The organism is Tropicibacter sp. S64 (genome assembly GCF_049803835.1).
Lineage (GTDB): Bacteria > Pseudomonadota > Alphaproteobacteria > Rhodobacterales > Rhodobacteraceae > Pacificoceanicola.
Window position 1 is genome coordinate 245,789 of record NZ_JBNAGK010000004.1, and the last position, 25,516, is coordinate 271,304.

At 65.4% G+C, this 25,516-nt stretch carries 28 protein-coding genes and 1 pseudogene; 22 read left to right on the top strand and 7 right to left on the bottom strand.

Features of this window, described 5'->3' with window-relative positions:
* Positions 1–12: 12 nt before the first annotated feature.
* The 5 genes from ACP159_RS08810 to ACP159_RS08830 all read right to left on the bottom strand — a co-directional run bounded on the left by ACP159_RS08810 (position 13) and on the right by ACP159_RS08830 (position 5,098).
* Positions 13–1,497, bottom strand: coding sequence for a TRM11 family SAM-dependent methyltransferase (locus ACP159_RS08810; RefSeq protein ID WP_425099303.1), 1,485 nt, complete (start codon positions 1,495–1,497; stop codon positions 13–15).
* Positions 1,497–2,681 carry a DNA methyltransferase gene (locus ACP159_RS08815; RefSeq protein ID WP_425099304.1) on the bottom strand — a complete coding sequence of 395 codons (1,185 nt, stop codon included), beginning with the start codon at positions 2,679–2,681 and terminating at the stop codon, positions 1,497–1,499. Before ACP159_RS08815 ends, ACP159_RS08810 begins: the two co-directional genes overlap by 1 nt.
* Positions 2,682–2,940: 259 nt before the next feature.
* Positions 2,941–3,339, bottom strand: a complete 399-nt coding sequence (locus tag ACP159_RS08820; RefSeq protein WP_425099305.1) for a hypothetical protein — start codon at positions 3,337–3,339, stop codon at positions 2,941–2,943.
* Entirely contained in the window at positions 3,336–4,646 is a 1,311-nt protein-coding gene (locus tag ACP159_RS08825; RefSeq protein WP_425099306.1) for a recombinase family protein, read from the bottom strand. The genes ACP159_RS08820 and ACP159_RS08825 overlap by 4 nt, the downstream gene beginning before the upstream one ends.
* Positions 4,643–5,098 carry a DUF2924 domain-containing protein gene (locus ACP159_RS08830; protein ID WP_425099307.1) on the bottom strand — a complete coding sequence of 152 codons (456 nt, stop codon included), beginning with the start codon at positions 5,096–5,098 and terminating at the stop codon, positions 4,643–4,645. Before ACP159_RS08830 ends, ACP159_RS08825 begins: the two co-directional genes overlap by 4 nt.
* A gap of 392 nt (positions 5,099–5,490) precedes the next feature.
* Between ACP159_RS08830 and ACP159_RS08835 the strand changes: the two genes are divergently transcribed.
* From ACP159_RS08835 to ACP159_RS08930, 20 genes and pseudogenes are all read left to right on the top strand, one after another.
* The gene (locus tag ACP159_RS08835) at positions 5,491–7,737 is read left to right on the top strand and encodes a hypothetical protein (RefSeq protein ID WP_425099308.1); all 2,247 of its coding nucleotides are present in this window, start codon (positions 5,491–5,493) and stop codon (positions 7,735–7,737) included.
* A gap of 78 nt (positions 7,738–7,815) precedes the next feature.
* Positions 7,816–8,061, top strand: coding sequence for a hypothetical protein (locus ACP159_RS08840; protein WP_425099309.1), 246 nt, complete (start codon positions 7,816–7,818; stop codon positions 8,059–8,061).
* 135 nt (positions 8,062–8,196) lie between these two features.
* Positions 8,197–8,883 carry an RNA polymerase sigma factor gene (locus ACP159_RS08845; RefSeq protein WP_425099310.1) on the top strand — a complete coding sequence of 229 codons (687 nt, stop codon included), beginning with the start codon at positions 8,197–8,199 and terminating at the stop codon, positions 8,881–8,883.
* Between the two features lie 84 nt (positions 8,884–8,967).
* Positions 8,968–9,162 carry a hypothetical protein gene (locus ACP159_RS08850; protein WP_425099311.1) on the top strand — a complete coding sequence of 65 codons (195 nt, stop codon included), beginning with the start codon at positions 8,968–8,970 and terminating at the stop codon, positions 9,160–9,162.
* A complete protein-coding gene (locus ACP159_RS08855; protein ID WP_425099312.1) occupies positions 9,162–9,497 on the top strand; it encodes a hypothetical protein in 336 nt (111 codons plus the stop codon). Before ACP159_RS08850 ends, ACP159_RS08855 begins: the two co-directional genes overlap by 1 nt.
* Positions 9,497–10,372 (top strand): ATP-binding protein, encoded by an 876-nt coding sequence (locus ACP159_RS08860; protein WP_425099313.1) that lies wholly within the window; start codon positions 9,497–9,499, stop codon positions 10,370–10,372. Before ACP159_RS08855 ends, ACP159_RS08860 begins: the two co-directional genes overlap by 1 nt.
* 101 nt (positions 10,373–10,473) lie before the next feature.
* Positions 10,474–11,097: a hypothetical protein gene (locus ACP159_RS08865; protein WP_425099314.1), complete on the top strand. Its 624-nt coding sequence runs from the start codon at positions 10,474–10,476 to the stop codon at positions 11,095–11,097.
* Between the two features lie 14 nt (positions 11,098–11,111).
* On the top strand, positions 11,112–12,800 hold the full coding sequence (locus ACP159_RS08870; RefSeq protein WP_425099315.1) for a DEAD/DEAH box helicase: 1,689 nt from the start codon (positions 11,112–11,114) through the stop codon (positions 12,798–12,800).
* 3 nt (positions 12,801–12,803) lie between these two features.
* Positions 12,804–13,214 (top strand): DUF6511 domain-containing protein, encoded by a 411-nt coding sequence (locus ACP159_RS08875; protein ID WP_425099316.1) that lies wholly within the window; start codon positions 12,804–12,806, stop codon positions 13,212–13,214.
* Positions 13,211–13,981 (top strand): hypothetical protein, encoded by a 771-nt coding sequence (locus tag ACP159_RS08880; RefSeq protein ID WP_425099317.1) that lies wholly within the window; start codon positions 13,211–13,213, stop codon positions 13,979–13,981. The genes ACP159_RS08875 and ACP159_RS08880 overlap by 4 nt, the downstream gene beginning before the upstream one ends.
* On the top strand, positions 13,933–15,933 hold the full coding sequence (locus tag ACP159_RS08885) for an AAA family ATPase (RefSeq protein WP_425099318.1): 2,001 nt from the start codon (positions 13,933–13,935) through the stop codon (positions 15,931–15,933). Before ACP159_RS08880 ends, ACP159_RS08885 begins: the two co-directional genes overlap by 49 nt.
* Positions 15,934–15,939: 6 nt before the next feature.
* The gene (locus ACP159_RS08890; protein WP_425099319.1) at positions 15,940–16,299 is read left to right on the top strand and encodes a hypothetical protein; all 360 of its coding nucleotides are present in this window, start codon (positions 15,940–15,942) and stop codon (positions 16,297–16,299) included.
* 340 nt (positions 16,300–16,639) lie between these two features.
* Positions 16,640–17,179: a crossover junction endodeoxyribonuclease RuvC gene (locus ACP159_RS08895; RefSeq protein ID WP_425099320.1), complete on the top strand. Its 540-nt coding sequence runs from the start codon at positions 16,640–16,642 to the stop codon at positions 17,177–17,179.
* Positions 17,176–17,376 (top strand): hypothetical protein, encoded by a 201-nt coding sequence (locus ACP159_RS08900; RefSeq protein ID WP_071796301.1) that lies wholly within the window; start codon positions 17,176–17,178, stop codon positions 17,374–17,376. Before ACP159_RS08895 ends, ACP159_RS08900 begins: the two co-directional genes overlap by 4 nt.
* Positions 17,369–17,749 carry a DUF6362 family protein gene (locus ACP159_RS08905; protein ID WP_425099321.1) on the top strand — a complete coding sequence of 127 codons (381 nt, stop codon included), beginning with the start codon at positions 17,369–17,371 and terminating at the stop codon, positions 17,747–17,749. Before ACP159_RS08900 ends, ACP159_RS08905 begins: the two co-directional genes overlap by 8 nt.
* A gap of 415 nt (positions 17,750–18,164) precedes the next feature.
* Positions 18,165–19,529 carry a site-specific DNA-methyltransferase gene (locus ACP159_RS08910; protein ID WP_425099322.1) on the top strand — a complete coding sequence of 455 codons (1,365 nt, stop codon included), beginning with the start codon at positions 18,165–18,167 and terminating at the stop codon, positions 19,527–19,529.
* A 1-nt stretch (position 19,530) separates the two neighbouring features.
* Positions 19,531–20,040, top strand: a pseudogene (locus tag ACP159_RS08915) (DNA cytosine methyltransferase); the annotation flags it as partial.
* A gap of 115 nt (positions 20,041–20,155) precedes the next feature.
* Positions 20,156–20,725, top strand: a complete 570-nt coding sequence (locus ACP159_RS08920) for a hypothetical protein (RefSeq protein ID WP_425099367.1) — start codon at positions 20,156–20,158, stop codon at positions 20,723–20,725.
* Positions 20,722–20,958 carry a DUF7220 family protein gene (locus ACP159_RS08925; protein WP_425099323.1) on the top strand — a complete coding sequence of 79 codons (237 nt, stop codon included), beginning with the start codon at positions 20,722–20,724 and terminating at the stop codon, positions 20,956–20,958. Before ACP159_RS08920 ends, ACP159_RS08925 begins: the two co-directional genes overlap by 4 nt.
* Before the next feature lie 120 nt (positions 20,959–21,078).
* Positions 21,079–21,858 carry a hypothetical protein gene (locus tag ACP159_RS08930; RefSeq protein ID WP_425099324.1) on the top strand — a complete coding sequence of 260 codons (780 nt, stop codon included), beginning with the start codon at positions 21,079–21,081 and terminating at the stop codon, positions 21,856–21,858.
* Positions 21,859–21,916: 58 nt separating this feature from the next.
* Here ACP159_RS08930 and ACP159_RS08935 read toward each other — a convergent pair whose 3' ends face one another.
* Together ACP159_RS08935 and ACP159_RS08940 are read right to left on the bottom strand one after the other, a co-directional pair.
* A complete protein-coding gene (locus ACP159_RS08935; protein ID WP_425099325.1) occupies positions 21,917–22,489 on the bottom strand; it encodes a DUF3489 domain-containing protein in 573 nt (190 codons plus the stop codon).
* A gap of 94 nt (positions 22,490–22,583) precedes the next feature.
* Positions 22,584–22,856 carry a hypothetical protein gene (locus ACP159_RS08940; RefSeq protein WP_425099326.1) on the bottom strand — a complete coding sequence of 91 codons (273 nt, stop codon included), beginning with the start codon at positions 22,854–22,856 and terminating at the stop codon, positions 22,584–22,586.
* A gap of 111 nt (positions 22,857–22,967) precedes the next feature.
* Between ACP159_RS08940 and ACP159_RS08945 the strand changes: the two genes are divergently transcribed.
* On the top strand, positions 22,968–23,564 hold the full coding sequence (locus tag ACP159_RS08945) for a hypothetical protein (protein WP_425099327.1): 597 nt from the start codon (positions 22,968–22,970) through the stop codon (positions 23,562–23,564).
* Positions 23,512–25,515: a phage terminase large subunit family protein gene (locus tag ACP159_RS08950; protein WP_425099328.1), complete on the top strand. Its 2,004-nt coding sequence runs from the start codon at positions 23,512–23,514 to the stop codon at positions 25,513–25,515. The genes ACP159_RS08945 and ACP159_RS08950 overlap by 53 nt, the downstream gene beginning before the upstream one ends.
* The last annotated feature ends 1 nt before the right edge of the window (position 25,516 follow it).

Sequence of the window (25,516 nt, forward strand, 5' to 3'; positions counted from 1 at the left end):
CCAACAGACGGACTATGTTTTTCGGAGAATTATCAGCGTTTCAGCCGCGACTGCATTGCTCACATGATACCCATATCGCTTGTAGGTCTGCAGCGGAATTAGTTCATCGATGCTCCATCCAACGGATACCGCCAGGTTTGCCAAGTGCGATGGAGTGTCAATATCGTAGCGAAGCCCCCCGATGGTCGTGTGATTGTGCCCGACAATCAAAGCGTAGGGTGTTCCCGCTTTCATGAGAGCATTTACCGAGTGGAAATTGGTCTTCATCGCTGCGAAGTATCTGTAGAGCAGCGACGGCACGGCGCGTCGGCGAAAGCCATCGCTCTCACCGAGCGAGGTGGCGAGCGTCAGGCAAAGATCATGCTCGTCTGCCGGCAAATCGGCCTCGTTGGTAGCCATAGCTTTAGGAAGCTCACGCTTCGAGCTTCCACGTAGCTCGCGACTGCCGATCAGCGTTGCTTCGAGTTCAAGAATTTGATCGGCAGGCAGAAGCTCAAGCCAGACCAATGAAAGCCGCTGCGTGTCAATGTACGGCAGCGCCATGGCATAAGGAGGGCTGGTGATGGCGGCGTCGAACCTCTGCTGACAGTCATCTTGCATCAGTTCCGACACGTCACAAAGAAGTGCTCGACCTGATGTCGCTCCGGTCCCAATTACCTCGCGCGTTGCGAAGATCCGCCCGAGCACTTGCGAGACTGCGCTCAAAAACGCCTTGGTATAAGACTCGGAGGGCAGAGGCGATGTTCTTCGACGTATCCTGAGGTCACGGGGATCCTGTTGCGAGTAATCGCGGAGCAGGTTGCTGGCAATCGCAAGAAATATCGGCGAAAAATCGCCAGCGATATCGAGGATCACTTTTCGCATGTTTTCGATTTCAACGTATATTTCCTGATCGAACCAACCCAACAAATATTTCTGCCGCTCGTCGGACGATTTCAGGCAAGAAGGTCTACTGTTGGACAATAGCTGATCTGAAATTTCTTTCTGCACCTTTTGTAGCAATTCAACGGGCGCAGATAGGGCGGAAAGCTTCGCGTTAGAGAGAAACACTGCTAGCGGATTTATGTCCGTACCGACTGCGTCTATCCCAAGGTGCGAGCACTCTACCAACGTAGTGCCGCTGCCACAGAACGGATCAAGCACAACTTGGCCAGGTGTCACCTGAAAGATGTTGAGAAGTGCCCTAGCTACCTGAGGATTGAACTTTCCCTTGTACTCGTGAAGCCCGTGAACCGAATAGCGAGTAGCTTGCCTGTTCCTTCCGTTCCTTGCAGCACTCTCCAATTCAGACTGCGTCGTAGGAACAAAGCCGCCGCCGTTTTGATACCCTTTGAAGTAAGTTAGGCGATCGGCGTTAGTATGGTCCGCTGTGTCCTGCAGCTCGATCCCATCCTGGGCCTCATGTAACTCTGAGAATCCAATGAGTGAAGAGGCCTCTCTAGAAGCCAGTTCCCTTTCATACGGATAGTATTTGTAGTCGTGCCACCGGAGGCGCATTACTCGACCTCCTTGCGCAGAATTAAAATAGTTTCGGTTTTTATGTTAGCATGCGAAAGATTGAAGGACTTCCTGCTTGCGGACAGAATGCGATCAGTCACAAAAAACGGCTTGAACCCAATAGCTGATGCCTCGTCGTTTATGATTTCCGCATTGTCATGCAGCTTGCCGTGAATTTTCGAGCGGCCCACTACGAATCCAACGAAGCCGCCCTTCACTACTACGTTATCCAGCAGATGTAATGTTTGCCTCATTTGACGCGCAAAATCTTCAGCGGTGTGATGGTTTTTCTTAAAAAAGTGAGCTCTCGCTCCAATCTCATCAGCCTTAACCTTCAGGGGGTCATAACCTAGCCACCACATGCGGTACTTGTGGTAGAGCCAATACTCGTAAGCGTTCGGATAAGGAGGAGACGTAACGACCAAGCCTACGGGCTGCCCGATCTCGCGCGGCTCGACCTTCAGAATGTCCCCTTCGATCACGTCCACCGGGCTCAATTCGTATTCGCGGTTTTGCAGCGCGACATTGATCCGACCGGTAGCGCGCAGGAAAAGAGCTGGAACTGTCTCAGGGGCAATGTTCTTGTCCACCGCAGCATACCGTGTGTCGCTCTCTTGGTTCGACACACGAACAATGATGCTTGAGAGCGCGAGCCTTAGGCAATCTTGCACTTCACTCGCGGCCGAGTTTACTGCAGTGGCGATCTTGTTAATCTCAATTTGCACACCTGGTGAGAACCAGTGATCAAGATTCGGAATCTCCGGGACGTCGTGTTTCGGAGCTCCTCTTGAACTTCTAACGATTCGTGCGGCGTGCTGCTCGAGATCTACGGGGCACGAAGTCGTTTTTACACGAGACATCAGGCAGGCGATCGGATTTAGATCTATCCCAACCGCTGGGATCCCAAGCCGCTGACTTTCGACCAAAGTGCTTCCGCTGCCGCAAAATGGGTCAAGGACCGCAGTTGATTTTGGAATTGGCAAGGAACTCAAAATTGCGCGCGGTATCTCGGCAATGAATTTTGCGGGATATGGATGAATCCCTTCGATTTCGCTATGACTCCTCCGATCTGCGAAGCCCCAATCAATAGCCCCTAGCGACGACTTGATAGCGTCCTCAGTACAAGCAGGGTCCGGCCAATTTTCCAAGTCTGCCTGTAAAGTTTCATGTGCCCCATGCGCCATTATTTTTCTTCTCGTTGTGGGCGCACTAGCGGGAGTGTGCCTTGATCTATTGATGGTTCTACCCGACTCAGAAAGTCAGCTACGGCTCGGCGAGCAATTTGTGCAACTGGAGCATCGTCGCGTTCAGCCAGCGCGAGCAACATTGCGTATGCTCGCTCGTCCAGGTTTATCGTTACCCTGGCTGTCTTTGTCCGTCCCTTCGGTCTTGCCATTCAGTACGTTTAGTGCAGCAAAAAACTGTCTGCAAGGCAAACTTCTGTTAGGTGCGCGCGCCTCCGTGGAAAAGGCAGGACTGCCCCGACCACTCGACTGGAAACGGTTCAAGCGCCCCACCCAAATTAACCCCCGGCCCCTGCTTTCCGTCCAGGATCGCCTCGATGATGTCGGGTGCGAGCAGCGTCAGACGCAGTACGCGGGTCATATAGGACGGCGCGATCCCCTCGCGCTCGGCCAGTTCGGTAATGGTCATGAACTCGCCGGATTCCAGCATCCGCTTCCAGCGGAAGGCGCGCGCCAGCGCCTTGACCAGCGTGTTGTCCGTCCTGCGCGGCTGTGCAGCGCCCTCGGGCATCTGCATCTCCTTTCGTCCGCCGCGCTTTACCAATTTGAACGGGACGTGAAGTGTCACGGTCTCGGGGATCGGGGTCCCGCGGGTCATGCCGCCGCGCCCACGTCGCCGGCCATCATTTCGCGCGCGAGGCCGCCGAGACCATCCACGCGGAGCCGGACGTTCAGGCCGTCGGTGCCGATGTCCACGCGCTCGACCAGCAGTGCCACGATGCGCGCCTGCTCGGCGGGGAACAGTTCATTCCACAGCGGATCGAGCTGCTGCAGGGCGGCGCGGGCGTTGGCCTCGGTGATGTCACCGTCCTGCGCCCGCGCTGCCCTCCAAGTGCCTGCCACGATCTCGGGCTGGCGGAACACGGCGCGCAGCTGGCCAATGACGGCGGCCTCGATCTCCCCCGCTGGCACGCGGCCCACGGGGCACGACCCGGCGCCATGCTTCAGCACCGTCTGGCTGACGTAGTAGCGGTACAGCCGCCCGCCCTTGCGGGTGTGCGTTGGCGAGAAGGCCGCGCCGTCCGGACCATAGAGGAGCCCCTTCAGGAGCGCGGGGGTGTCGGCTCGAGTGCGCGCGGCGCGCTTGCGCGGGCTTTCCTGCAGGATGGCGTGAACCTTGTCCCACGTCTCGCGGTCGATGATCGCATCGTGCTCACCGGGATAGCTGTCGCCCTTGTGGACCGCCTCGCCGAGGTAGGCGCGATTGCTCAGCATCCGGTAGAGGTACTTCTTGTCGATCCGGTTGCCATGTGGTGTGCCGAGGCCACGCACGCCGACCTCGCTGGCCAGCACCGTGCAGGATCCGATCTCGATGAAGCGAGCGAAGATCCAACGCACATGCGCAGCAGCGGTCTCGTCAACCAGCAGCTTGCGGTTTTCCACCCGGTAGCCGAAGGGCGGCACCCCACCCATCCACATGCCCTTCTTCCGGCTCGCCGCGACCTTGTCCCGGATGCGCTCGGCCGTGACCTCGCGCTCGAACTGGGCGAAGGACAGCAGGATGTTCAGCGTCAGTCGGCCCATGGAAGTCGTCGTGTTGAAGGACTGCGTGACCGAGACGAACGTGACGCTGTTTCGGTCGAAAACCTCGACCAGCTTGGCGAAGTCGGCCAGCGAGCGGCTGAGGCGGTCGATCTTGTAGACCACGACCACATCGACCAGCCCGTCCTCGATGTCGGCCATCAGTCGCTTCAGGCCGGGGCGTTCCAGCGTGCCGCCCGGTATGCCGCCGTCGTCATACTGATCGCGGACCAGCACCCAGCCCTCAGACCGCTGGCTGGCGATGTACGCCTCGCAGGCCTCGCGCTGTGCGTGGAGCGAGTTGAATTCCTGCTCCAGTCCTTCTTCGGAGGATTTTCGGGTGTAGACCGCGCAGCGTAGCTTGCGAACGACAGGTTTCGTCATGTCCGGCCCCTGTGGTTCTTGAGACCGAAGAAGACCCAGCCGTTCCAGCGGGTGCCGGTGATCGCGCGCGCGATGGCCGAAAGCGACATGTAGGGCCGCCCCCGCCATTCGAAGCCGTCGGCTGTGACGGTGACGACCTGTTCGACGCCCTGCCATTCGCGCAGGAGGCGCGTGCCGGTGATGGGGCGGTGGCGGTCGAGGCGCATTCCGCGCTTCTTCTTGTCGCCGCCGTCCAGTTCCTCGCCCAGCCGTTCCAGCCGCCGGATGGTTTCCGGCTTCAGCCCGCCATAGGCGAGTTCCTGGATGCGGTAGGCCAGACGGGATTCAAGGTAGCGCCGATTGAACGGCGGCGGTTCGCTGTCGAACAACTCGCGCCACTGCTTTTTCAGGTCGGGTGTCGGCGTGGTCTTCAGCGCTGCCAGGCGCGCGGGAATGGGATCGTGCGTCGTCATGCGGTCTCCGTTGGGTTCGGGGTTGCATGACGGCATCGGTCGACCGGATAGTGTAGGCGAATTTCTCCTGTATCGTCAGAAGGTTCGCCCCGCTCTCGCTGCATCAAGCGGACCAGGCCGAGGGCGAGCAGGCCGCAAAGCTCAGTGCGGCGCTCTGCGGGCGTCATCTGGTCGGGCGGGAGCGGATTGGGGCGTTTCATGCGGGGATCGGCCGTGTTCGGTGGAGTTGCTACCGATCAAAAGCCATCCGGCCGATAGAGACGGGACATGACAGCGCCACGAGCTTCCTCGATGCGAACAGGTTAAGAACATCGGGTCTTGCAGGGTGCGGTTTTGTCCACGATTATCGGAAGTTGAATCAATCAAGAGAATGTATTCGTTGAGGTGGTTTCATGGCGCGAAAGGCATCCCCGGTTGGCCCGCACATCCATAGCCTGATCGAGGATGCCCGCATTGACCTCGTCCGGGCTGTCCTCGCGGTGCGAGAGGGCGACAACGAGCCCGATTTCGGCCTGCCCACTGATATTCCAGATCCCTCGGACGAGGAATTGGCTCACGGATTTCGGCAGAGCCTGTTGCAGATCCTGTCGAAATTCGATGCAGACGAGTTGCGGCCCGCCGAGCAGAGATCACGCCGCGTCCTGGCACTCGCCGAAGGTAAGGGTATCGATTCGCTCACGGCAATCACCGAACAACAACTCGGCGATGCGCAAACGCTCGAGTTTGATCGGCAACCCGATCCGCTCTGCAAGAGCATCTGGGCATTTCTGAATGCCCGCCAAACATTCGAGGACGCCGAGAGTTTCCATTTCGCCCGCAAATTCAGGGACTATGGCAAGCTTTACGATGCCTTCGAGGTGGAACTGGAAAAGGCGGTCAACCTCAATTCGGGGTCGATCGACGAGAAAGCTCTGGCCGCGAAGATCACGTCGGTTCTGCAACTCAAGACGGCCTGCACGGTGAAGGCGCTGGATTTGCCCGCCACTGCCGCGCACCCAGCGTCGATCATGCTGATCGTTCGCCACGGCGGGCCGCTCTCGAGCGTCCATGACCATCGTGACGACGGGCGTCGGGGCACGATCTATTATCGTCCGCCGAACGAGGCCACTCTCATCTACACACCCGCCATCCGACAGATCGAGGTCTGCGCGGACAGTCCGGTCGTGCGGCAGGGCGTTGCCGGGTCGTTCGCTGAGGAGGCGCTGGGGCACGACATTTCGCAGAAGCCGCTGACCTGGAAGCGCTACAACCTTTCGCGTTTCCGCAGTTCGCTGCGGCTCGATCTGCCGCGTATCTCTGGATACGAGATCACGGACGCGCGCGTCCTCGAGGCTGAAATCCGCCTTGGCTCATGGAGCCGGAAGCTTCTTCTGAAGGTGGCGGCCGACAACGACATCGAGGAGGTCGCCGACCGATATCTGAAGCCCAACAACATCTTCCGCCGCGCCGATGGCTTCAGCCGCGTGGGGATCGCCGTCAGCTACAATCGCATCGGTGACGAAAAGGTGCGCACGCTCAACATCACCATTTCCGGCTCGAAGAGCTGCAACCTCCAGAGCAACAAGGATCCGGATGAGCGCAACCTCGGGTTCGCGCTTCTCGATGCCTGGGGCATTCTCAGCGCCTTCAAGCAGATCGAGCCCACCGACCTGCGCGGGATATTCCCGCAACTGGTCATGCTTCATGACCGGACCGAGGATGATGTCAGCGGAGAGCATCTGCGCGAACTCGGTCTCGATCCGGACCGCATGATCCAAGGCGGTCTTCTCGACCGGCGGGGGCGGCAGGACATCGTGCTCATCGACGATGACGACATGGGCGGGGAAGCCGAGGTCAAGCCGTCCGGCACTGAGGACATGTCGCGCGTTGTCGGTGCTTTCGGAAAAGATGGGGGGCTGAGGCCAACATCTGATCTCGAGATGTACGAGATCAACCGCGAGTGGCTGCACGAAACCGTGGTTGGGCTTCTGAAGCCGATGTTGAACAAACTTGCTGCGCAGGTGCTCGATCCGGACCTGTCGATGCTCGGGTCCATGCGGATCGACGGTGCCGATGTTCCGATCTACTTTGCCCGCCGCCTCCACGACCTCAAGACGATTTCGCGCCTAGATCAGCTGATGCGCGCGCGCAACGCGGCCGGCGTCGGGATCGTGCTGTCGGCGAGCACTGACGGGCCAGGCTACCTCGGGCCGAACCTCGTCGTTCCCGTTTCTGGCTGCACGTCAACCGGCACCGACGAACTTCTTCTCTCCAGAGATGCGCTCGAACTCGCCTACCGAACCAATCGTTCGCTGGCGCGCGGCGGTGCGACGCCGCAGGTCCTGCGATCGGGTACGCAATCGGCGACATTGCACATTCCCGGCAAGACATCGCTCGCGCTGACGGGTGCGGATCAGATCACGATCTTCGAACGTCTGGTCGCCGCTGACAAGGCTGGCAGCCCCGATGTTCAGGTCAAGCAGCTGATGGACGGGCTTGGATCGCGCAGTCCGCAGCAGGCATTCCGGAAGGAAACCTGGGACAGCATCCGCGGCGTCTACATCGGCGCGGGTGCGAAACGGGGATACTGGCGCCTGCTGGTCGTCGATGCACAGCCAGTCAAAGACGCGGCCGAAGCCCCGGTCGAGGAACCCGTCTAACAACGGTCTAACATGCGAAGGGGGACGGTCTAACAAACCGCTGATTATTGGAAGGGCTCCACATAGAGGAGCACTTCCATGCCGACTCCCTTCCCCTCGCGCGAGGCAGCCACGACGAACTGGTCCGGCGCCGCGACGACCAAGCCCACCACCTCCAACTCGGAATGGCGCTGCACGCGCTGTGACAAGCTGCTCGGCGTCTGCCGGGACGGCCGCATGCACCTGCGCTTCGCGCGGGGGCACGAGTATCTCGTGGGCTTTCCGGTTCAGGCCACCTGCCGGGGCTGCGGCACGCTGAACCACGCGGCCGCGCCCGCGCGCTGACGCGCGCATTCACCCAACCCACTGAAATCGCAGAGACGCGCGACGTCCTGACCTGGCCACGAGAAGGCGCCGGACGCCTGGCCGCAAGGCAGGCGTCCGATGTCCTTCGCGTGGCACGAGATCCGTGATCACCTCATGCAATCTTCCTCCAACCTTCACTTCCAGCGCAGTTTCGACGCCGTCAGGCGTGCGCAGGCCGCCCTCGCACCGTTCCGGGATCCAGCGGCCCTGCTGGATGGGCTGCACCGCACGCCCGGCGATCAGGGCCAGAAGAACGTGATCCTCTCCGCGCTCGTCAGGGCGGCGCAGGGCGACGGACCCGCGTCCGACTGCGCCCTGACGCTGCTGTTGCTGGCACTCTGGCCCGGCCTCGACGCCATCCGGCGCCGGTCGATCTGGCGCAGGATCGGCACCGCCGACGAGGTCGCATCCGATGTTCTGGCGCGCACCACCGAGGCTGTCCGCGGCCTCGACCTCGGGCGTGTCAACTGGATCGCGGCCACAGTGCTGCGGAATGTCGAGCGCGACATGATCCGCGTGCGCCAGCGCGACCAGACACGCGAACATCTCGCCAGCGGCGCCGATCCCGACGAGGTGGCGGACAGCGGCGACAGCGGGATCGGCGCGGCCGGGTACGCACGGCTGAACGGCGCCGTGCGGAAGCTGCTCGGCGATGACGCCCTGCTGGTGATCCGCGTGGCGATCGAGGGCTTCTCCCAGGCCGAAGTCGCCGTCGAACTAGGCCTGACCGAGGCCGCCGCCCGCAAGCGGTACCAGCGCGCCATGCGCCGGCTGCACGACGCCCTCGAGGAAATCCCCTGAACCGATGTCCCGATCCGGTCCCGCCGGTGGCTTTTCCCATTCGAGCGCCCCGAGCGCCTTCCCTCCAACCGAAAGCAGACACGCATGAACCGCACTGCCGATCTGTCGCTCGAGGATTTCAGGCGTCTCCCGGGGCTCTATCGCCGCTGGGAGCTGACCGAGGTCTGCGAGCCCAACCGCAACTACCAGATCGAGGACGCCGGCGCCCATGCCGACGGGACGCCGCTACTGGCGATCTACGTCGCCGAGCCCGCGGCCGACGTCCGCGAAGCCGCCTGATGCGCCTCCTCGATCACATCATCCCACGGAGAAACGCCATGCCGGACCAACCGGACGACATCACCCGTCTTCGCAAGGCGAGCTACGCGCTCGAAGACCTCCCCGAAACCATCGCCTTCCCGCAGCGCGCCGGTGACGAGCCGCGCGAGCCGCTGCCGGTCGTCGAGGCGAGCGTCGACGAGATCGCCTTCGCGATCGTGGAGGCGGAGCGGGAGAGCTCGGCCGCCTACCGCCGCGCCGACGCGCTGAAGCGGCTCTACAAGCTCGCCCGCGAGGCGGGGTGCATCGGCGCAGATCGCGCCGCCGCGGCGGTGATGAAGAAGGAGGGCCAGTGATGGCCCTCCCGATCATCGGCGCCGACGAACGGCTCGCGCAGCGCAAGGGGATCAAGGGCGTCATCTTCGGCCGGTCCGGCATCGGAAAGACCAGCCTGCTCTGGACGCTGAACGCCTCGACCACGCTTTTCCTCGATCTCGAGGCCGGGGATCTGGCGGTCGAGGGCCTGGAGATCGACACGCTCCGGCCCCGCACCTGGAAGGAATGCCGCGATTTCGCCGTGTTCATCGGCGGGCCGAACCCGGCGCTGCGCGAGGACCAACCCTACAGCCAGGCGCATTTCGACGAGGTCTGCGGCCGATACGGCGATCCCGCGGTGATCGGGAAATACGAGACCGTCTTCATCGACTCGATCACCGTGGCCGGGCGGCTCTGCTTCCAGTGGTGCCGCGGCCAGCCCGAGGCGTTCTCCGAGAAGGCCGGCAAGCCCGACATCCGCGGCGCCTACGGGCTGCATGGCCGCGAGATGATCGGCTGGCTGACCCATCTGCAGCACACGCGCGGCAAGCATGTCTGGTTCGTCGGCATCCTTGACGAGCGGATCGACGACTTCAACCGCAAGGTCTTCCAGCCGCAGATCGACGGCTCGAAGACCGGGCTCGAACTGCCGGGCATCGTCGATCAGGTCATCACCATGGCCGACATCCCGGACCCGGGCGGCCAGCCGCAGCGCGCCTTCGTCTGCCAGACGCTGAACCCCTGGGGCTATCCGGCCAAGGACCGTTCCGGCCGCCTCGACAGGGTCGAGGCCCCGCATCTCGGCCGGCTGATGGAGAAGATCCAGCGTCCCGCGGCGCCAGCCTCCGAACGCCTGACCTGGCCGCCGGTGATCCCGGGCGATCCCGCGCCCGCGCAGGAGCCCGGCCATGGCTAAGCGCATCTCGCCACGCCCGGTGTCCCGATCCGGTCGCCGGGGTGGCTTTTCCCTTCTGACGCCGCTGCGCGTCCCAGCCTCCAACTGAAAGGAGCCGCGCAATGTCCGGACCCTGGAACGACTTCAACTCCGCGCAATCCAACACCAACGTCATCCCGAAGGGCACGCTCGCCAAGGTGCGCCTGACGCTCCGCCCCGGCGGCTTCGACGACCCCTCGCAGGGCTGGACCGGCGGCTGGGCGCGCCGCGCAGCCACCGGCGCCGTCTATCTCGACGCCGAATACACGGTGCTCGAAGGGCCCTATGCCCGCCGCAAGGTCTGGTCGCTGATCGGCCTCTACAGCCCGAAGGGCCCGGACTGGGCGAACATGGGGCGCGGCCTGATCCGCGGTATCCTCAACTCCGCGCGCGGCGTGTCGGACAAGGACAACTCGCCGGAGGCGCAGGCGCGCCGCCGCATCAACGGGTTCGGCGACCTCGACGGCGTCGAGTTTGTCGCGCGCATCGACATCGGCACCGACACCAACGGCGAGGACAAGAACGAGATCCGCGCCGCGGTCACCCCCGATCACCGTGACTATGCCGGGCTGATGGGCACGGTCGCGCCTCAGCTCGCCGCCGCCCCGGCGCAGGGCCACGCCCCGCAGCAGCCCACCACGACCACCCAGCCCAGCCAGCCCGCGTCCGCCTCCGGCACCGCCGGTCGGCCGAGCTGGGCGCAGTAAGGGGGAGACCGGCCATGCGCCTGCGCCCCCGCCAGAAGACCTTCGTCGAGCGCAGCGTGGCTGCGCTCGCTTCCCGCGGCAACACACTGGGCGTGGCGCCCACCGGTGCGGGCAAGACCATCATGCTCTCGGCGGTCACCGGCGAGATGATCGGCGACGGCGCGAAGGCCTGCGTGCTCGCCCATCGCGACGAGCTGACGGCGCAGAACCGCGCCAAGTTCCAGCGCGTGGTGCCGGGCGTCGCCACCTCGGTCATCGACGCCACGGAGAAGTCCTGGGGCGGCCAGGTCGCCTTCGCCATGGTGCCGACGCTGGCGCGGGCTTCGAACCTGGCCGACATGCCGCGTCTCGACCTGCTGGTCGTGGATGAGGCGCACCATGCCGTCGCCGACAGCTACCGCCGCATCATCGATCGGGTGCGCGAGGCCAATCCCGACGCCCGGATCTTCGGGGTCACGGCGACGCCGAACCGGGGCGACAGGAAGGGCCTGCGCGAGGTCTTCGACAATGTCGCCGATCAGGTGCGGCTGGGCGAGCTGATCGCCTCGGGCCATCTCGTGCCGCCGCGCACCTTCGTCATCGACGTGGGCGTGCAGGACGAGCTGCGTTCTGTCCGCAAGACCATGTCGGATTTCGACATGGCAGAGGTGGCCGGCATCATGGACCGCGCCCCCGTCACCGACGAGGTGATCCGGCACTGGAAGGAGAAGGCGGGCGACCGGCAGACCGTAGTGTTCTGCTCCACCGTCGCGCATGCCGAACACGTCACCGACGCGTTCAGGGCAGTTGGCGTTTCCGCCGCGCTGATCCACGGCGATCTGGCGGCCGAGACCCGCAAGGCGATCCTCGCCGACTACGCGGCGGGGGACATCCGCGTCGTCGTCAACGTCGCGGTGCTGACCGAGGGCTGGGACCATCCACCCACCTCCTGCGTCGTGCTGCTTCGGCCGAGTTCCTACAAGTCCACGATGATCCAGATGGTCGGGCGCGGGCTGCGCACCGTCGATCCCGAGGAACATCCCGGCATCGTCAAGACCGACTGCGTCGTGCTGGATTTCGGGACGTCGAGCCTGATCCACGGCACGCTGGAACAGGATGTCGATCTCGACGGCAAGACCGAGACTGGCGAGGCGCCGACCAAAACCTGCCCGACCTGCGAGGCGGCGATCCCGCTGGCCGCCACCGAATGCCCGCTTTGCGGCGAGGTGTTCCCGCGCGAGGACGAAGAGGCCGGTGAAGGTGGCGGTGCCGCGCCGCTGTCGGGCTTCATGATGACCGAGATCGACCTGCTGAAGCGGTCCAGCTTCGCGTGGGTCGACCTTTACGGCACGGACGACGCGCTGATGGCCACGGGCTTCGCAGCCTGGGGCGGCATCTTCTGGCTGGATGGGGTCTGGTACGCCATCGGCGGGGCGAAGGGCGAGCGCCCGCATCTGCTGGGCGTGGGCGAACGCACGGTCTGCCTCGCACAGGCGGACGACTGGCTGAACACCCACGAGACCGACGAAAGCGCCTTCAAGACCCGTTCCTGGCTCCGCCAGCCGCCAACCGAAAAGCAGCTCCAGTACCTGCCGCCCGAGTGCCGCCATGACTTCGGCCTGACGCGCTACCGCGCCTCCGCGCTGATGACCTTCGGCTTCAACAAGCGCGCCATCCGCCAGCTGATCGACAGCGCGGCCAGCCCCGAACGGAGGGCGGCATGACCCATGTCCACCTGCACCACCATCAAGGCCGAGGACCGGCGGCGGCTCTGGCATCCGCGTGGGACGCTCTGTGCTGTCTGCCGGCAACACACCCGTGGTTTTGGCTGGTTCGATCCGCACCGGTCGAAGCAGCCCCGGCCTTCGGTCTGGTTCTGCTCGATGCCCTGCCAGTCCTTCTGGACGCGTTTGGCGCGGGAGCGTTTCGCCATGGTTGACCTGACCGAGGAGGAGCGCGCCGCGATCACCGCCACCATGAAGCGCGTGGCGCTGCTGATGGACGAGATCGGCTGGGCCACCCCACTTGCGGATCTGACCGAGGCGCAGGTGCGCGCGCTGATCGAGGAAGCCGTCGAGGGCTTCCGCGAGGCCATGTCCGACATCGCCCGGGCGCAGACGCCGGAGGTGCCGTTTTGACCCTCGATTATAATCATCGGCCCAGTTTCGCGGAGCAGGTCAACGCCGCCGTCGATCGGGCGCTCACCGCCGATCAGGCCACGCGGCCGCCCCGCGACTATCTCGGCGGCTCGCGCCTCGGCCATGCCTGCGAGCGGGCGCTGCAGTTCGAGTTCACGGCGACGCCGAAGGACGAGGGTAAGGACTTCTCGGGCCAGTCGCTGCGCATCTTCGCCATCGGCCACGCGCTCGAAGATCTGGCCGTCGCCTGGCTGCGCGGCGCCGGGTTCGACCTCTACACCCGCAAGGGCAACCGGCCCGATGGCGGCCAGTTCGGCTTCTCGGTCGCAGGCGGGCGCATCCGCGGCCATGTCGATGGTATCATCGCCGCCGGGCCCGAGGGTTTCGGTCTCGCCGTCCCCGCACTGTGGGAATGCAAGACCATGAACGCCAAGAACTGGCGCGCCTGCGTCAAGGACGGCGTGAGGAAATCCAAGCCGGTCTACGCCGCCCAGATCGCGCTCTACCAGGCCTACATGGAAGGAACGGTCCCCGGCATCTCGGCCGCGCCCGCGCTCTTCACCGCGATCAACAAGGACACGGCCGAGATGCACCACGAACTGGTGCCTTTCGACGCCGATCTCGCGCAGCGCATGTCCGACCGGGGCGTGCGGATCCTTCAGGCGACCGATGCGGGCGAGTTGCTTCCGCGCATCGCCACCACGCCCGACTTCTTCGAATGCCGCTTCTGCCCGTGGGCCGAGCGCTGCTGGGGGCTGCCGGCATGAGCGACGACGGCATCCTGCACTTCAACCCGTGGATGGACTTCAATGACGGGCCACCGTCCGAGAACCCGTTCGGCTGCGACCCCGACCCCGAGCAGATCGCCGTCTTCCTCGACACGGTATTCAGCTGGTGCGAGGGGCTGATCCCGCTACGCGGCTTCGTCGACAAGGGTCAGGGCCGGGACGGCAAGCCGCACAACATCTGGAACCCGGCCGACGACACCGCGCCCGAGAAACTCGCAACCTTCGCCGGATGGGCGAACCGCGAAGGGGCGGCCGTCTATGTCATCCCCGGCACAGTCGAGGAGCAGGGCCAGGCCCGCGCCGCCGATGTGCTGCAGATGCAGGCCATCGTGGTCGATCTCGACGCGGGCGACATCCCGGCCAAGCTGGACCATGTCACCCGCCACCTCGGCGCGCCGACGCTCATCATCGAAAGCGGCGGGCGCACGCCCGAGGGCGCGGCGAAGCTCCATGTCTGGTGGAAACTGACCGAACCCGCCGAGAGCGAAGAGCTAACCACCCTCTGCCGCCTGCGGGGCGAGATCGCCGTGAAGGTCGGCGGCGACACGCATTTCCGCTCGGCACACCAGCCGATCCGGGTGCCGGGCACCGTCTATCACAAGCATGGCCATCAACGCCTCGTGCAGATCCGCCAACATCGCGACGTCGAGGTGGACCTTGTGGATTTCGCCGAACGGGTCGCCGAGATGCCGCCGCTGCCCGGCGTGGGCTTCGCCAGCGACGTCTCGGCCCCGCAGGCCAAGCCCGGCATCGACGCGGTGCTCACCACGCCGGTGCGCGAAGGCGCGGTCGACGACTGGTCGCGGTTCCAGGGGGCCAGTGCCGCCATCGGCCATTACGTGCGCCTGGTGCACGAGGGCCGCCTCGACCCGTTCGCGGGCTGGGAGGCGATCTGCGGCTACAACGCCGCCATGCTGCGCCCGTCCTGGCCGCTCGATCGGCTGATGGCCGAGTCCGAACGCCTCTGGGAGCTGCATGTGAAGCGCAACGGCCCGCCGCTCCTGCGCACAGCCCGCATCGACGCCCCGGCCAGCCCGCTGCCGACGTTCAGCCTCGGCGCTCTGCTCGACGATACGAGCCCCATGCCCGAGGACGTCATCGGGCCGCGCGTGCTGACGCCGGGCGGTCTCCTGGTGCTGGGCGGCGCGCCCAAGGTCGGCAAGAGCGACTTCCTGATCAGCTGGCTCGTCCACATGGCGGCGGGCGTGCCGTTCCTCGGTTTCACGCCGCCCCGGCCGCTCCGCGTGTTCTACCTTCAGGCGGAGATCCAGTATCACTACCTGCGCGAGCGCATGCAGCAGATCGCGCTGCCCGCCACCGTGATCGCCGCCGCGCGCGACACCTTCATCGCCACACCGAAGCTGAAGCTGCTGCTCGACGCGGAGGGCGTCGCCCGCGTGGCCGAGGCGATCCGGGCCGCATTCGCCGACGCGCCGCCCGACATCATCGTCATCGACCCGATCCGCAATCTCTTCGACGGCGGACCCGAGGGCGGCGGCGAGAACGACAACACCGCCATGATGTTCTTCCTGAAGGACCGGGTGGAGCTTCTCCGCGATGCCGTCAATCCGGACGCGGGCGTCATCCTCGCCCACCACACCCGCAAGGCCAGCAAGCACCAGGTCAAGGACGATCCCTTCCTTGCCCTCTCCGGCGCCAGCGCGCTGCGCGGCTTCTACACCTCGGGGCTGCTCATGCACCGGCCCGACGAGGACAGCACCGTCCGCAGACTGGAGATGGAACTGCGCAACGGCCCCGCGCTGCCGGGCAAGCTGATCGACAAGGTGAAGGGCGAGTGGGTCGAGCTGAACCCGATGAATGAGCGCCTGGTGCGCAAGGAGGTCGGCGCCAAACTCGATGCCGAACGGCTCCGCAAGCACGATGTCATCCTCGGCATGCTGCTGGATGAGGCGGCGAGCGAGCGCCTCTAAACCGCCATGCAGTTCGCCGAGACCTTCGAGAACCGGGGCGGTCTGGGCAGCAAGCACACGATCCGCGAGCGCCTCAGCGTGCTGGCGACCAAGGGCTTCGTGAAGTTCCTGCGCGACCCCTCGGGGTTCGGCTTCCCCGTCACCCGGTCGCGGTTCGGCTATCTCTGCGTCGAGGGCATGCAGTTCGGCGCGCCCGTCGAGCATGTCGATCCAGACACTGGCGAGGTCACCACAACCGCCCGTCCGGTCCTGCCCAGCCACTTCAAGTGCCCCCAATCCGGGCTCTGCCTGCAGGTCGAAAACCCCGCCGTCTGGGTCTACCCGGAGGGGCTCGAGGACGACCTAACTCATATGAGTGAGGCCTGACTCATATGACAGCGCCAACTGTGCACTCAACGAAAACAACGGGTTACCAGAAAATAAGAGTCAGGTCCCTAACTCATGCCCGAAGACTTCATGAAGTCTTATTCCACAATGATTTCAGCCACTTGTCCTCCCCGGATCAGTTAGGTGTCAAACCCCCATACTACGTATGGGAGGGCCACCCCACAGGGTTGGCCACTCCTCCCATACGTCCGGGCCAGCCGCGCGCGCCGCCGTGACGCTCCCTTGTGCTCTCCGATCCGACGACGGCGGCCCCGTACCGCCAAGCACCAGACCGCCGTCGTCTTCCACCACCACAGGCCCCCGGCAAAGGAGACCCATCATGGCTCAGCCGACTCTGATCCCGAAATCCGACGGCGCAAGGTTTGAATCGCTGCCGCTCGACACCCCCCGCAACCGCTGCATCCTCGCGCTCGACCTCGGCACCTCGACCGGCTGGGCGATCCGCGGCCATGACGGGCTGATCACCAGCGGCACCGTCTCGCTGCGTCCCGGCCGCTTCGACGGCGGTGGCATGCGCTACCTGCGCTTCACGAACTGGCTGACCGAGATCGACCGGCTTTCCGGTCCGGTTGCGGCGATCTGGTTCGAGGAGGTCCGCCGCCACGCGGGCACCGACGCGAGCCACATCTACGGCGGGCTCATGGCCACGCTGACCGCATGGGCCGAGCTGCGCGGCGTGCCCTACGAGGGCGTCCCGGTCGGCACGATCAAGCGTCATGCCGCAGGCAAGGGCAACGCCGACAAGGCCACGATGGTTGCCGCCGTCCGCGCCCGCGGCTTCAGCCCGGCCGACGACAACGAGGCCGACGCCATCGCCATCCTGCTCTGGGCGATCGAGACGAAGGGAGGTGTCGCATGAGATGGCACCCCCACGGATACGGCGGCCGACGCCGGGATCCCGAACAGGTCAAGCGCGAGGGCTGGCGGGAACAGGGCGTCCTCGCGGTCTCCGCCGATGACGACCGCCTCACCTGGCCCGAGCGTGAACTGGTCCGCCAGTTGGGCGAGAAGCTCTACGGCCCGCGTCCTTCCGACAGGGAGGCGCGCCATGGCTGATCGCGAATGGACCGCCGACTGCGTCGCCGATCATTTCGAGGAGGCGTTCCGCACGCTGCGCAAGCTGCCGCCGGTGAAGGCGCAGGGCTACTTCAACACCTGGCCCGACATCGTGCGGACCAGCCGCGAGATCGCGGCGATGGAGCCGCATCCGATGCGCGTGTGGCCCTCGGCCGCCGCGATCACCCGGCTCGAGCAGACCTTCGACTGGGTGCTCTGGATCGAGGAGGCGGAGCGCAAGCTGGTCTGGTCGCGCGCGGCCCGTGTGCCGTGGAAGCAGATCAGCGGCGAGCTCGGCTGCGACCGCACGACGGCTTGGCGTCGCTGGCAACTGGCGCTGACCAAGATCGCCGCGCGCCTGAATTCGCAGTGAATCCAATGTGTTGCAACACTTTTTCCTTCGACATATGCAACAGATCCATGCTATTCCGAAGGCAAGATGGGGAGAGTGCGCTGGAAGGCTCGCTCTCCCCTTTGCGTTAACGGGGCCTTCTGGACCCCGGTATCCAGCGAGGGTCCGGCCGGGGTCCAGCCCACGGCAGTGCCCGGTTCCTTCCTGGCGATATTCGTATGCTGGCGGGCGAAGCGCGGGACATCGCCAGCGACAGGGCCGGATTTTTGGGAAGCCACCCGGAAGCCGGACCCACTTACCCCACGCGCAAACACCAATGAACGCTGGCCTTCCGACCGGACACCGCTGGTGGCCGCTGGACCCCGTCTGGAGTCCAGCCCGGCATCCGGAGTCCGGAAGCCATCGGCATCCACCCGACCGAGGAACCTTGCCCACCATGACGCTGAGCTTCGCCCCGGACGCGATCGAGACGTGGCCGCTGTCGCGCCTGCAGCCCTACGCGAAGAACGCGAAGGCGCACGGGCCGGACCAGGTCGCGAAGATTGCCGCCAGCATGGCCGAGTTCGGCTGGACAGTGCCTTGCCTCGTCGCCGAGGACGGAGAGCTGATCGCGGGCCACGGGCGCGTGCTGGCAGCAACCCAGCTTGGACTGACCGAAGCGCCGGTGATAGTGCTCGGGCACCTGACCGAGGCGCAGCGCCGGGCGTACCGGATTGCGGACAACAAGCTGACGGAGCTGGGCACCTGGGACGAGGCGCTGCTGTCGGCGGAGCTGAACGACCTGCTGGCCGACGATTTTGACCTGTCGCTGGTCGGGTTCTCCGATGGCGAACTCGACAAGCTGCTGGCCTTCGTGCCGGAGGGGGACGGTGAAGAGGGTAGCGCCGGGGGCTCCGTGCCGCCGGTGACCATCCCCGAACTGCCACGCAATCCGGCGTCGCGCAAGGGCGATCTGTGGATCCTCGGCAACCACAGGCTGCTCTGTGGCGACAGCACCAGCGCTGCGGATGTGCGCCGCCTGATGAATGGCGAGCGCGCGATCCTGTTCGCGACCGATCCGCCGTATCTCGTCGACTACGACGGCTCGAACCATCCGACCCGCAACAAGGATTGGTCGGCGTCCTACGGCACGACCTGGGACGACAGTTCGCAGGGCGCCGAGCTCTACGACGGGTTCATCTCGGCGGCCGTGGCGGAGGCCATCACTGAGGACGCCGCCTGGTACTGCTGGCACGCATCGCGCCGCCAGGCGATGCTGGAAGCCTGCTGGGAAAAGGCCGGTGCCTTCGTGCATCAGCAGATCATCTGGGTGAAGGACCGCGGGGTCCTGACCCGGTCGCACTACCTCTGGAAGCACGAACCCTGCTTCATGGGCTGGCGCCGCCCGAACCGCCCGCCGAAGGTGGCCGAACAGACGCTGCCCTCAACGTGGGAGATGCCGTCCTTCGCCAAGGATGAGCGGCCCGACCACCCGACGCCGAAACCGCTCGACGCCTTCGGCATCCCGATGCGCCAACATGTTGCGCGGGGCGGCCTCTGCTACGAGCCGTTCTCGGGCTCCGGCTCACAGATCATGGCGGGCGAAGCCAACGGCCGCCGCATCTTCGCAATGGAAATCAGCCCGGCCTACATCGATGTCGCCGTTGAACGCTGGCAGGCCGAAACCGGCAAGGACGCGATCCTCGACGGCGACGGCCGGACCTTCGCGCAGGTGAGAACCGAGCGGCTGGGCGACGACACCGATACGCCGGACACGGACGCCGAACCCGAACCCGCGCGAAAGCGCCAGACCGCCGCGTGACATGCATGACCTGGCTTTACCTTCCTCCAGAGACGCTTCCGGAGCCGGAGACGCATGTCTGTTCGGCCTCTCCCTCTGCTCCGGCGCGGGCGGTCTCGATCTCGGGCTCGCCATCGCCCTCCCCGGATATCGTGCTGTGGGCCATGTCGAACGGGAAACCTACGCCGCAGCCACTCTCGTGGCGCGGATGGAAGACGCGTCCCTGGATCAGGCTGTTGTCTGGGACGATGTTGGAACCTTCGACGGCCGCCCTTGGCGCGGCGCGGTGGACATCGTCACTGCGGGCTATCCGTGCCAGCCGTTCTCGGTCGCGGGCAAGCGCCGGGGCGCGGACGACCCGCGCCACCTCTGGCCGCACGTCGCTCGCGTCATCGGCGAAATCAAACCGCCTTTCGTGTTCCTCGAGAATGTCGCCCATCATCTCCGCCTCGGCTTCCCCGAAGTCGCCGGCGGACTGGTCGGCATGGGCTACCGCCTTGCGGCAGGCCTCTTCACGGCGGCGGAGGTCGGCGCGCCCCACAAGCGCGAGCGGCTCTTCATTCTCGCCATCCGCGAGGGCGACGAGCTGGCCGACCCCGCGCGCCTGCTCTGGCACCCGGTCGAGCGGCGGGAACCGGACGGAACTGTTGCGGCTATGGCCGACGCCGAGGGCCAGCGCCAACGAGAACCGGCAGACGAAACCGACGCCCTCGCAGGCGGCGGGCCAGCACGGGATGAATCTCGCGACGACGGCCGCGATGTGGCCCACGCCGCAGATCGACAGCTTTCGAAGCCGGGGCGGCGACAGGCGCGACGAGAAAGGTCTGGACCTGATGGCGCGGGATTGGCCGACGCCGATGGCGACGGACGGATGCAAGCCGAGCGCGGGCAACCGCAAGACGGCCGATCTGACACACGCGGCCGGAATGTGGATGACGCCGACAGCGCGCGATCACAAGGACGGGGCGACGAGCCTTGCCAACACGCCGGTGAACGGACTGCTTGGCCGCCAGGTCCTGGTGATGCCGATGGTTGGGAGCGATGCCTCCGACGCGCGCCGGACCTTGAACCCGCTGTTCGTCGAGGCGCTGATGGGCTGGCCCACCGGGTGGACCGGCTTCGCCTCTGTGGCAACGGCGTGGTCCCCTTGGTTGCGGCGCTTGCGCTTCGAACTCTGGCGGTTGAACTGCTGGCAGATGGATGAGGCAGCGGCATGAAGCAGTCGCGCCTCATGTCGCTGGTCGAGTCCATCGCCAACGTGCTCGTCGGCTACGGCGTCGCCGTCGTCACGCAGATCCTGATCTTCCCGGTCTTCGGGCTGCACACGACACTGGCGCAGAACCTGAAGTTGGGGGCGGTGTTCACGGTCGTGTCGATAGCTCGTTCCTTCGCCTTGCGGCGGGTGTTCGAGGCGATCCGATTCGCCATGGACAAGAAACACCAGCTTTAGGCCGATCACTACCAAGCGGTTTCGAAGTTGCCGCTATACCACTCAGATCCTATGGTTTCTCCGAGTTGGAGACGGCGGCTGATCTAATTTGCCGCCCAGAGATTTGGGATTGAGATTGTAGTGCTGCAGAACCAAAAGGAAGAAGGAAACAGCGACGCCGCCGACTTGCTTCCAGACGGCCTAGAGGCGTTGCGGCGAGAGCTCGGCCTCGCAGATGTGATGGGGTTGATCGAGAGGACTGCGCGATGGGTCGACCCGCGAACATTCGAGTATCTTCCCGTCTGGTATCCAGAACACGCGCGACGAGCCCTGTTCTATAAGGCGAACTGGTCCGAGCCGCAGATGAACCGTAATCGGCAAACGGGCGCGATCATCCACAAATTCGAAGGAAACATTCACGCGAACAAGGCTCTGACGCTCGCACTGGGCCTTCGTGCCGGGGAACGGCCAAACTGGTCATGCTGCCATATATGGGGTGTGGATGATGCCGCTTATCAGATCAGTAATACGGTGGTGCAGGATCGACGCTTCTTTTCCTGTGTGGCGAATATGGTCCTTCTCCCCACGCCACTAAAGGCATTCACGGACGTCATGACCGAAGTAAAGATGATGCTGCGGGTATGCGCGTTGCAACTCTACGGTTGGTCTTGTGACCATGAGGAGGTCGCAGACAACGAGCGGCAGGTGGCGGAATGGTCGGATTGGGACGCTTACCCGGAAAGCTGGCCGAAGCCTGATCGGCCCTCGCTCCCTCTTGGCACGGCCAAGTTCTCGGCGCGGATCAAGGACGCTGCAGAACGCAGGAAGGCCTCCATTTGCAAGGATCTAGCATCCGCTGGCCCGCATTATCCTCGGGATGATGTCCTCAAGGTGCTCGACTACTGGAACATTTCGCTTTGAGACAAAGAAGCCGCCGCCCCGAGGGACGGCGGCATTTCGACCGGTGTGGTGCGCTACGCTAGTCGCGCGGCAGGCTATAGACCCGCCCCCGATCCTCGACCTTCTCCGAGGTCACCTCGAGCCCGAGTTTCTTCTTCAGCGCCCCGGCCATCGCGCCACGCACCGTGTGCGACTGCCAGCCCGTCGCGGCCATGATCTCCTCTATGGTCGCGCCGTCCGGTGCGCGCAGCATGGCGATCAGGGTGGCCTGCTTGGTGCCCTCGCGCGGCGTGCGCGCCTTGGGCGCGGCTGCGGGCTGAGTGGGGGTTGTCGGCGCGGACTCCTCGGAAGGCGCGTCCGTCGCGCCCGCAGGCGCGGTGTTCGCGTCCTCGGGCTCGATGCCGATGGCGGCGAGGCCCGCGTCGGTGGCCACCAGCGTGACGCCGTGGCCATCGCCGGTCTCGCGCCACATGGGTTCGCCGTTGCGAATGTCGGCCTCGACCTCTTCGAGGAAGCCCCTGGTGAGCATCGCTCCGACCACCTTGGCGGCGGCGCCGCCGCGCAGGCTGTCGGGGAGCGGAAGCGCGATGCGGTCCTCGCGCTGTGCGGCGGCGCTGAGGATGATGGCTTGCGTATCGGAAATCTTCGTCATGGGGTCGTCTCCGTATTCGGGCCCGCGACATGCGGCGCCTTCTACGACCCCGAGCCGCGCGTTGGCGCGGCGGGAGTTCCGGCGGTGCCGAAGATCAGCGGGCGTGCTCGCCCTCGCCAAAGGCGCTGTCGGTGATGCGCTTCAGGAGGCTGGCGTAGTGTTCGAGGGTGCCGACCATCGCCCAGCCCGCCTCGTCGGGGGCGCAATTGAAATGGTCGTCGCTGAGCGCCTGCAGGCGGGCGAGCATCTCGTCGATCTCGGCCTTCTTGCCGATGAAGGCGGCTAGTGCCGCTTCCTTGTTGCGCCGGGCCATTTGTGCGCGAAGTTCTTGGCGCGGGGTGGTGATCGGGTTCAGGCGGGTGGTCATCGTCGTGGCTCCTTGGTGAGTTGCATCGTCTTCGTGGGATCACGTTCCCTCTGTCCGCGACGCTTATCAACACGATAAGCACATGATCTTGAATGATAATCGGAGCCGTCGATGCAGGGCATGAGCGAGCGCCAGTACGCCGCCCATGTCGGGCTGTCGCGGGGCGCGATCCAGAAGGCGAAGACGGCCGAGCGGCTGGTTCTCTATCCCGACGGCAGCATCAACGCGCCCGCCAGCGACGCCCGGCGCGCGGAGACGACGGACCCGTCCAAGACGAGAAAGCCGCCCGCGCCGAAGCTGAAGCCCGTCCCTGAGGCGGCGGTGGCTGCGGTTGGCGACACGCTGCGCGAACAGGGACTGGCGGTTCCGGCAGTCGGCGGCGGCACGACCTTCCTGCAGGCGAAGACGGCGAACGAGGTGCTGAAGGCGCAGGAAAGGCGCATCCGGCTCCAGAAGCTGAAGGGGGAGTTGATCGAGCGGGCCCGCGCGCTGGCGCTGGTGTTCCGTCTGGCGCGGCAGGAACGGGACGCATGGGTGACCTGGCCCGCGCGTGCGGCGGCGCTGATGGCGGCAGAGCTCTCTGCCTCGTGCAGCGACGCGACGGGCCAGCAGATCGCCGTGGAGCCAGCCACGATGCAGAAGGTTCTGGAGAAACATGTACGCGCCCACCTCGACGAACTCGCCGAGGTCCGGCCCGACTTCCGGTGACGATGATGGCCTGACGGACTTCGACGGCGCGGGCGAGATCCTGCGCGCCTGGGGCAGCGGGCTGCGGCCCGACCCTGACCTGACCGTTTCGGAATGGGCCGACCGGCATCGGATGCTCTCGGGCCGCGCCTCGGCCGAACCGGGGCGGTATCGCACGGTGCGCACGCCCTACATGCGCGAGATCATGGACCGGCTGTCGCCCGGCGATCCCACGCAGCGGATCGTGTTCATGAAGGCCGCGCAGGTCGGCGCGACCGAGGCGGGCAACAACTGGATCGGGTTCGCCATCCACCAGGCGCCGGGGCCGATGCTCGCGGTCCAGCCGACGGTCGAACTGGCCAAGCGCAACTCGCGCCAGCGGATCGACCCGCTGATCGACGAAAGCCCGGAGCTGCGGGAGCGGGTGAAGCCCGCCCGTTCCCGCGACGCGGGCAACACGATGCTGTCGAAGGAATTCGCGGGCGGCATCCTGATCATGACCGGGGCGAACTCGGCGGTCGGTCTGCGCTCCACCCCGGCGCGGTACATCTTCCTCGACGAGGTCGACGCCTATCCGGCCTCGGCCGACGAGGAAGGCGATCCGGTCACGCTGGCGGAAGCGCGGTCGCTGACTTTCGCGCATCGGCGCAAGGTGCTGCTGGTCTCGACGCCGACGATCCGCGGGCTCTCACGGATCGAGCGTGAGTTCGAGGCCAGCGACCAGCGGCGATACTTCGTGCCGTGCCCGCATTGCGGCGCGTTGCAGTGGCTGAAGTTCGACCGGCTGCGCTGGCAGAAGGGCCGTCCGGAGACGGCGGAATATCACTGCGAGGGTTGCGACGCGGCAATCGCGGAGCACCACAAGACGGCGATGCTGGAGGGGGGCAAATGGCGGGCGACCGCCACGGCGGCCAATCCGGCCACGGTCGGGTATCACCTCTCGGCGCTCTATTCGCCGATCGGCTGGCTGAGCTGGGAGCGGATCGTGCGGGCCTGGGACGCGGCACAGGGGTCGGACGAGGCGATCAAGGCCTTCCGCAACACGATCCTCGGCGAGACCTGGGTCGAGACCGGGGAAGCCCCCGACTGGCAGCGGCTCTACGACCGGCGCGAGCGCTGGACCTCCGGCACGGTGCCAGCGGGCGGGCTATTCCTGACCGCCGGGGCCGACGTCCAGAAGGACCGGATCGAGGTCGATGTCTGGGCTTGGGGTCGCGGGCTGGAAAGCTGGCTCGTCGATCACGTCGTGATCGAGGGCGGGCCCGACCGGCACGACGCATGGTCGGAGCTGACCGCGCTGCTCGACCGAAGCTGGCCGCATGAACGCCGTGCGCATCTGCGCATCGCCCGTCTCGCCATCGATACGGGCTACGAGGCCCCGGCGGTCTATTCCTGGTCGCGGGCGCAAGGCTTCGCGCAGGTGTCGCCGGTCAAGGGCGTCGAAGGCTTCAACCGCTCGAGCCCGGTGTCCGGCCCGACCTTCGTCGACGCGACCGAGGGCGGGAAACGCCTGCGGCGCGGTGCCCGGCTCTGGACCGTGGCGGTGTCGACCTTCAAGGCCGAGACCTACCGCTTCCTGCGGCTGGCGCGGCCGACCGAGGAGGACATGGCCGAAGGGGCGGCGTTTCCGCCCGGTTCGGTCCACCTGCCACACTGGGTCGAGAACGAATGGCTGAAGCAGTTCGTGGCCGAGCAGCTGGTGACGGTGCGCACGAAACGCGGCTTCGCCCGGCTGGAATGGCAGAAACTGCGCGAGCGCAACGAGGCGCTGGATTGCCGGGTCTATGCCCGCGCCGCCGCCTGGATCGCGGGCGCGGATCGCTGGCCCGACGACAAATGGCGCGACCTCGAGGATCAGCTCGGGGCGGCTCCCACCGACACCGATCCCGCCGGGCAGATCAACCGGCCGGGACAGGCCCCGCAGGGCAAGCGCCGCTCCGACTGGCTCGGGCGGCGGGAGGGATGGTTCTGAA

Coding starts and splice junctions, on each gene's coding strand:
- ACP159_RS08945 (WP_425099327.1), top strand. CDS start 22,968: ATGCAGGGCATGAGCGAGCGCCAGTACGCCGCCCATGTCGGGCTGTCG.
- ACP159_RS08910 (WP_425099322.1), top strand. CDS start 18,165: ATGACGCTGAGCTTCGCCCCGGACGCGATCGAGACGTGGCCGCTGTCG.
- ACP159_RS08845 (WP_425099310.1), top strand. CDS start 8,197: ATGCAATCTTCCTCCAACCTTCACTTCCAGCGCAGTTTCGACGCCGTC.
- ACP159_RS08835 (WP_425099308.1), top strand. CDS start 5,491: ATGGCGCGAAAGGCATCCCCGGTTGGCCCGCACATCCATAGCCTGATC.
- ACP159_RS08875 (WP_425099316.1), top strand. CDS start 12,804: ATGTCCACCTGCACCACCATCAAGGCCGAGGACCGGCGGCGGCTCTGG.
- ACP159_RS08855 (WP_425099312.1), top strand. CDS start 9,162: ATGCGCCTCCTCGATCACATCATCCCACGGAGAAACGCCATGCCGGAC.
- ACP159_RS08820 (WP_425099305.1), bottom strand. CDS start 3,339: ATGACCCGCGGGACCCCGATCCCCGAGACCGTGACACTTCACGTCCCG.
- ACP159_RS08850 (WP_425099311.1), top strand. CDS start 8,968: ATGAACCGCACTGCCGATCTGTCGCTCGAGGATTTCAGGCGTCTCCCG.
- ACP159_RS08900 (WP_071796301.1), top strand. CDS start 17,176: ATGAGATGGCACCCCCACGGATACGGCGGCCGACGCCGGGATCCCGAA.
- ACP159_RS08890 (WP_425099319.1), top strand. CDS start 15,940: ATGCAGTTCGCCGAGACCTTCGAGAACCGGGGCGGTCTGGGCAGCAAG.
- ACP159_RS08870 (WP_425099315.1), top strand. CDS start 11,112: ATGCGCCTGCGCCCCCGCCAGAAGACCTTCGTCGAGCGCAGCGTGGCT.
- ACP159_RS08840 (WP_425099309.1), top strand. CDS start 7,816: ATGCCGACTCCCTTCCCCTCGCGCGAGGCAGCCACGACGAACTGGTCC.
- ACP159_RS08825 (WP_425099306.1), bottom strand. CDS start 4,646: ATGACGAAACCTGTCGTTCGCAAGCTACGCTGCGCGGTCTACACCCGA.
- ACP159_RS08905 (WP_425099321.1), top strand. CDS start 17,369: ATGGCTGATCGCGAATGGACCGCCGACTGCGTCGCCGATCATTTCGAG.
- ACP159_RS08810 (WP_425099303.1), bottom strand. CDS start 1,497: ATGCGCCTCCGGTGGCACGACTACAAATACTATCCGTATGAAAGGGAA.
- ACP159_RS08815 (WP_425099304.1), bottom strand. CDS start 2,681: ATGGCGCATGGGGCACATGAAACTTTACAGGCAGACTTGGAAAATTGG.
- ACP159_RS08830 (WP_425099307.1), bottom strand. CDS start 5,098: ATGACGACGCACGATCCCATTCCCGCGCGCCTGGCAGCGCTGAAGACC.
- ACP159_RS08865 (WP_425099314.1), top strand. CDS start 10,474: ATGTCCGGACCCTGGAACGACTTCAACTCCGCGCAATCCAACACCAAC.
- ACP159_RS08950 (WP_425099328.1), top strand. CDS start 23,512: ATGTACGCGCCCACCTCGACGAACTCGCCGAGGTCCGGCCCGACTTCC.
- ACP159_RS08885 (WP_425099318.1), top strand. CDS start 13,933: ATGCCGCTTCTGCCCGTGGGCCGAGCGCTGCTGGGGGCTGCCGGCATG.
- ACP159_RS08940 (WP_425099326.1), bottom strand. CDS start 22,856: ATGACCACCCGCCTGAACCCGATCACCACCCCGCGCCAAGAACTTCGC.
- ACP159_RS08860 (WP_425099313.1), top strand. CDS start 9,497: ATGGCCCTCCCGATCATCGGCGCCGACGAACGGCTCGCGCAGCGCAAG.
- ACP159_RS08895 (WP_425099320.1), top strand. CDS start 16,640: ATGGCTCAGCCGACTCTGATCCCGAAATCCGACGGCGCAAGGTTTGAA.
- ACP159_RS08935 (WP_425099325.1), bottom strand. CDS start 22,489: ATGACGAAGATTTCCGATACGCAAGCCATCATCCTCAGCGCCGCCGCA.
- ACP159_RS08925 (WP_425099323.1), top strand. CDS start 20,722: ATGAAGCAGTCGCGCCTCATGTCGCTGGTCGAGTCCATCGCCAACGTG.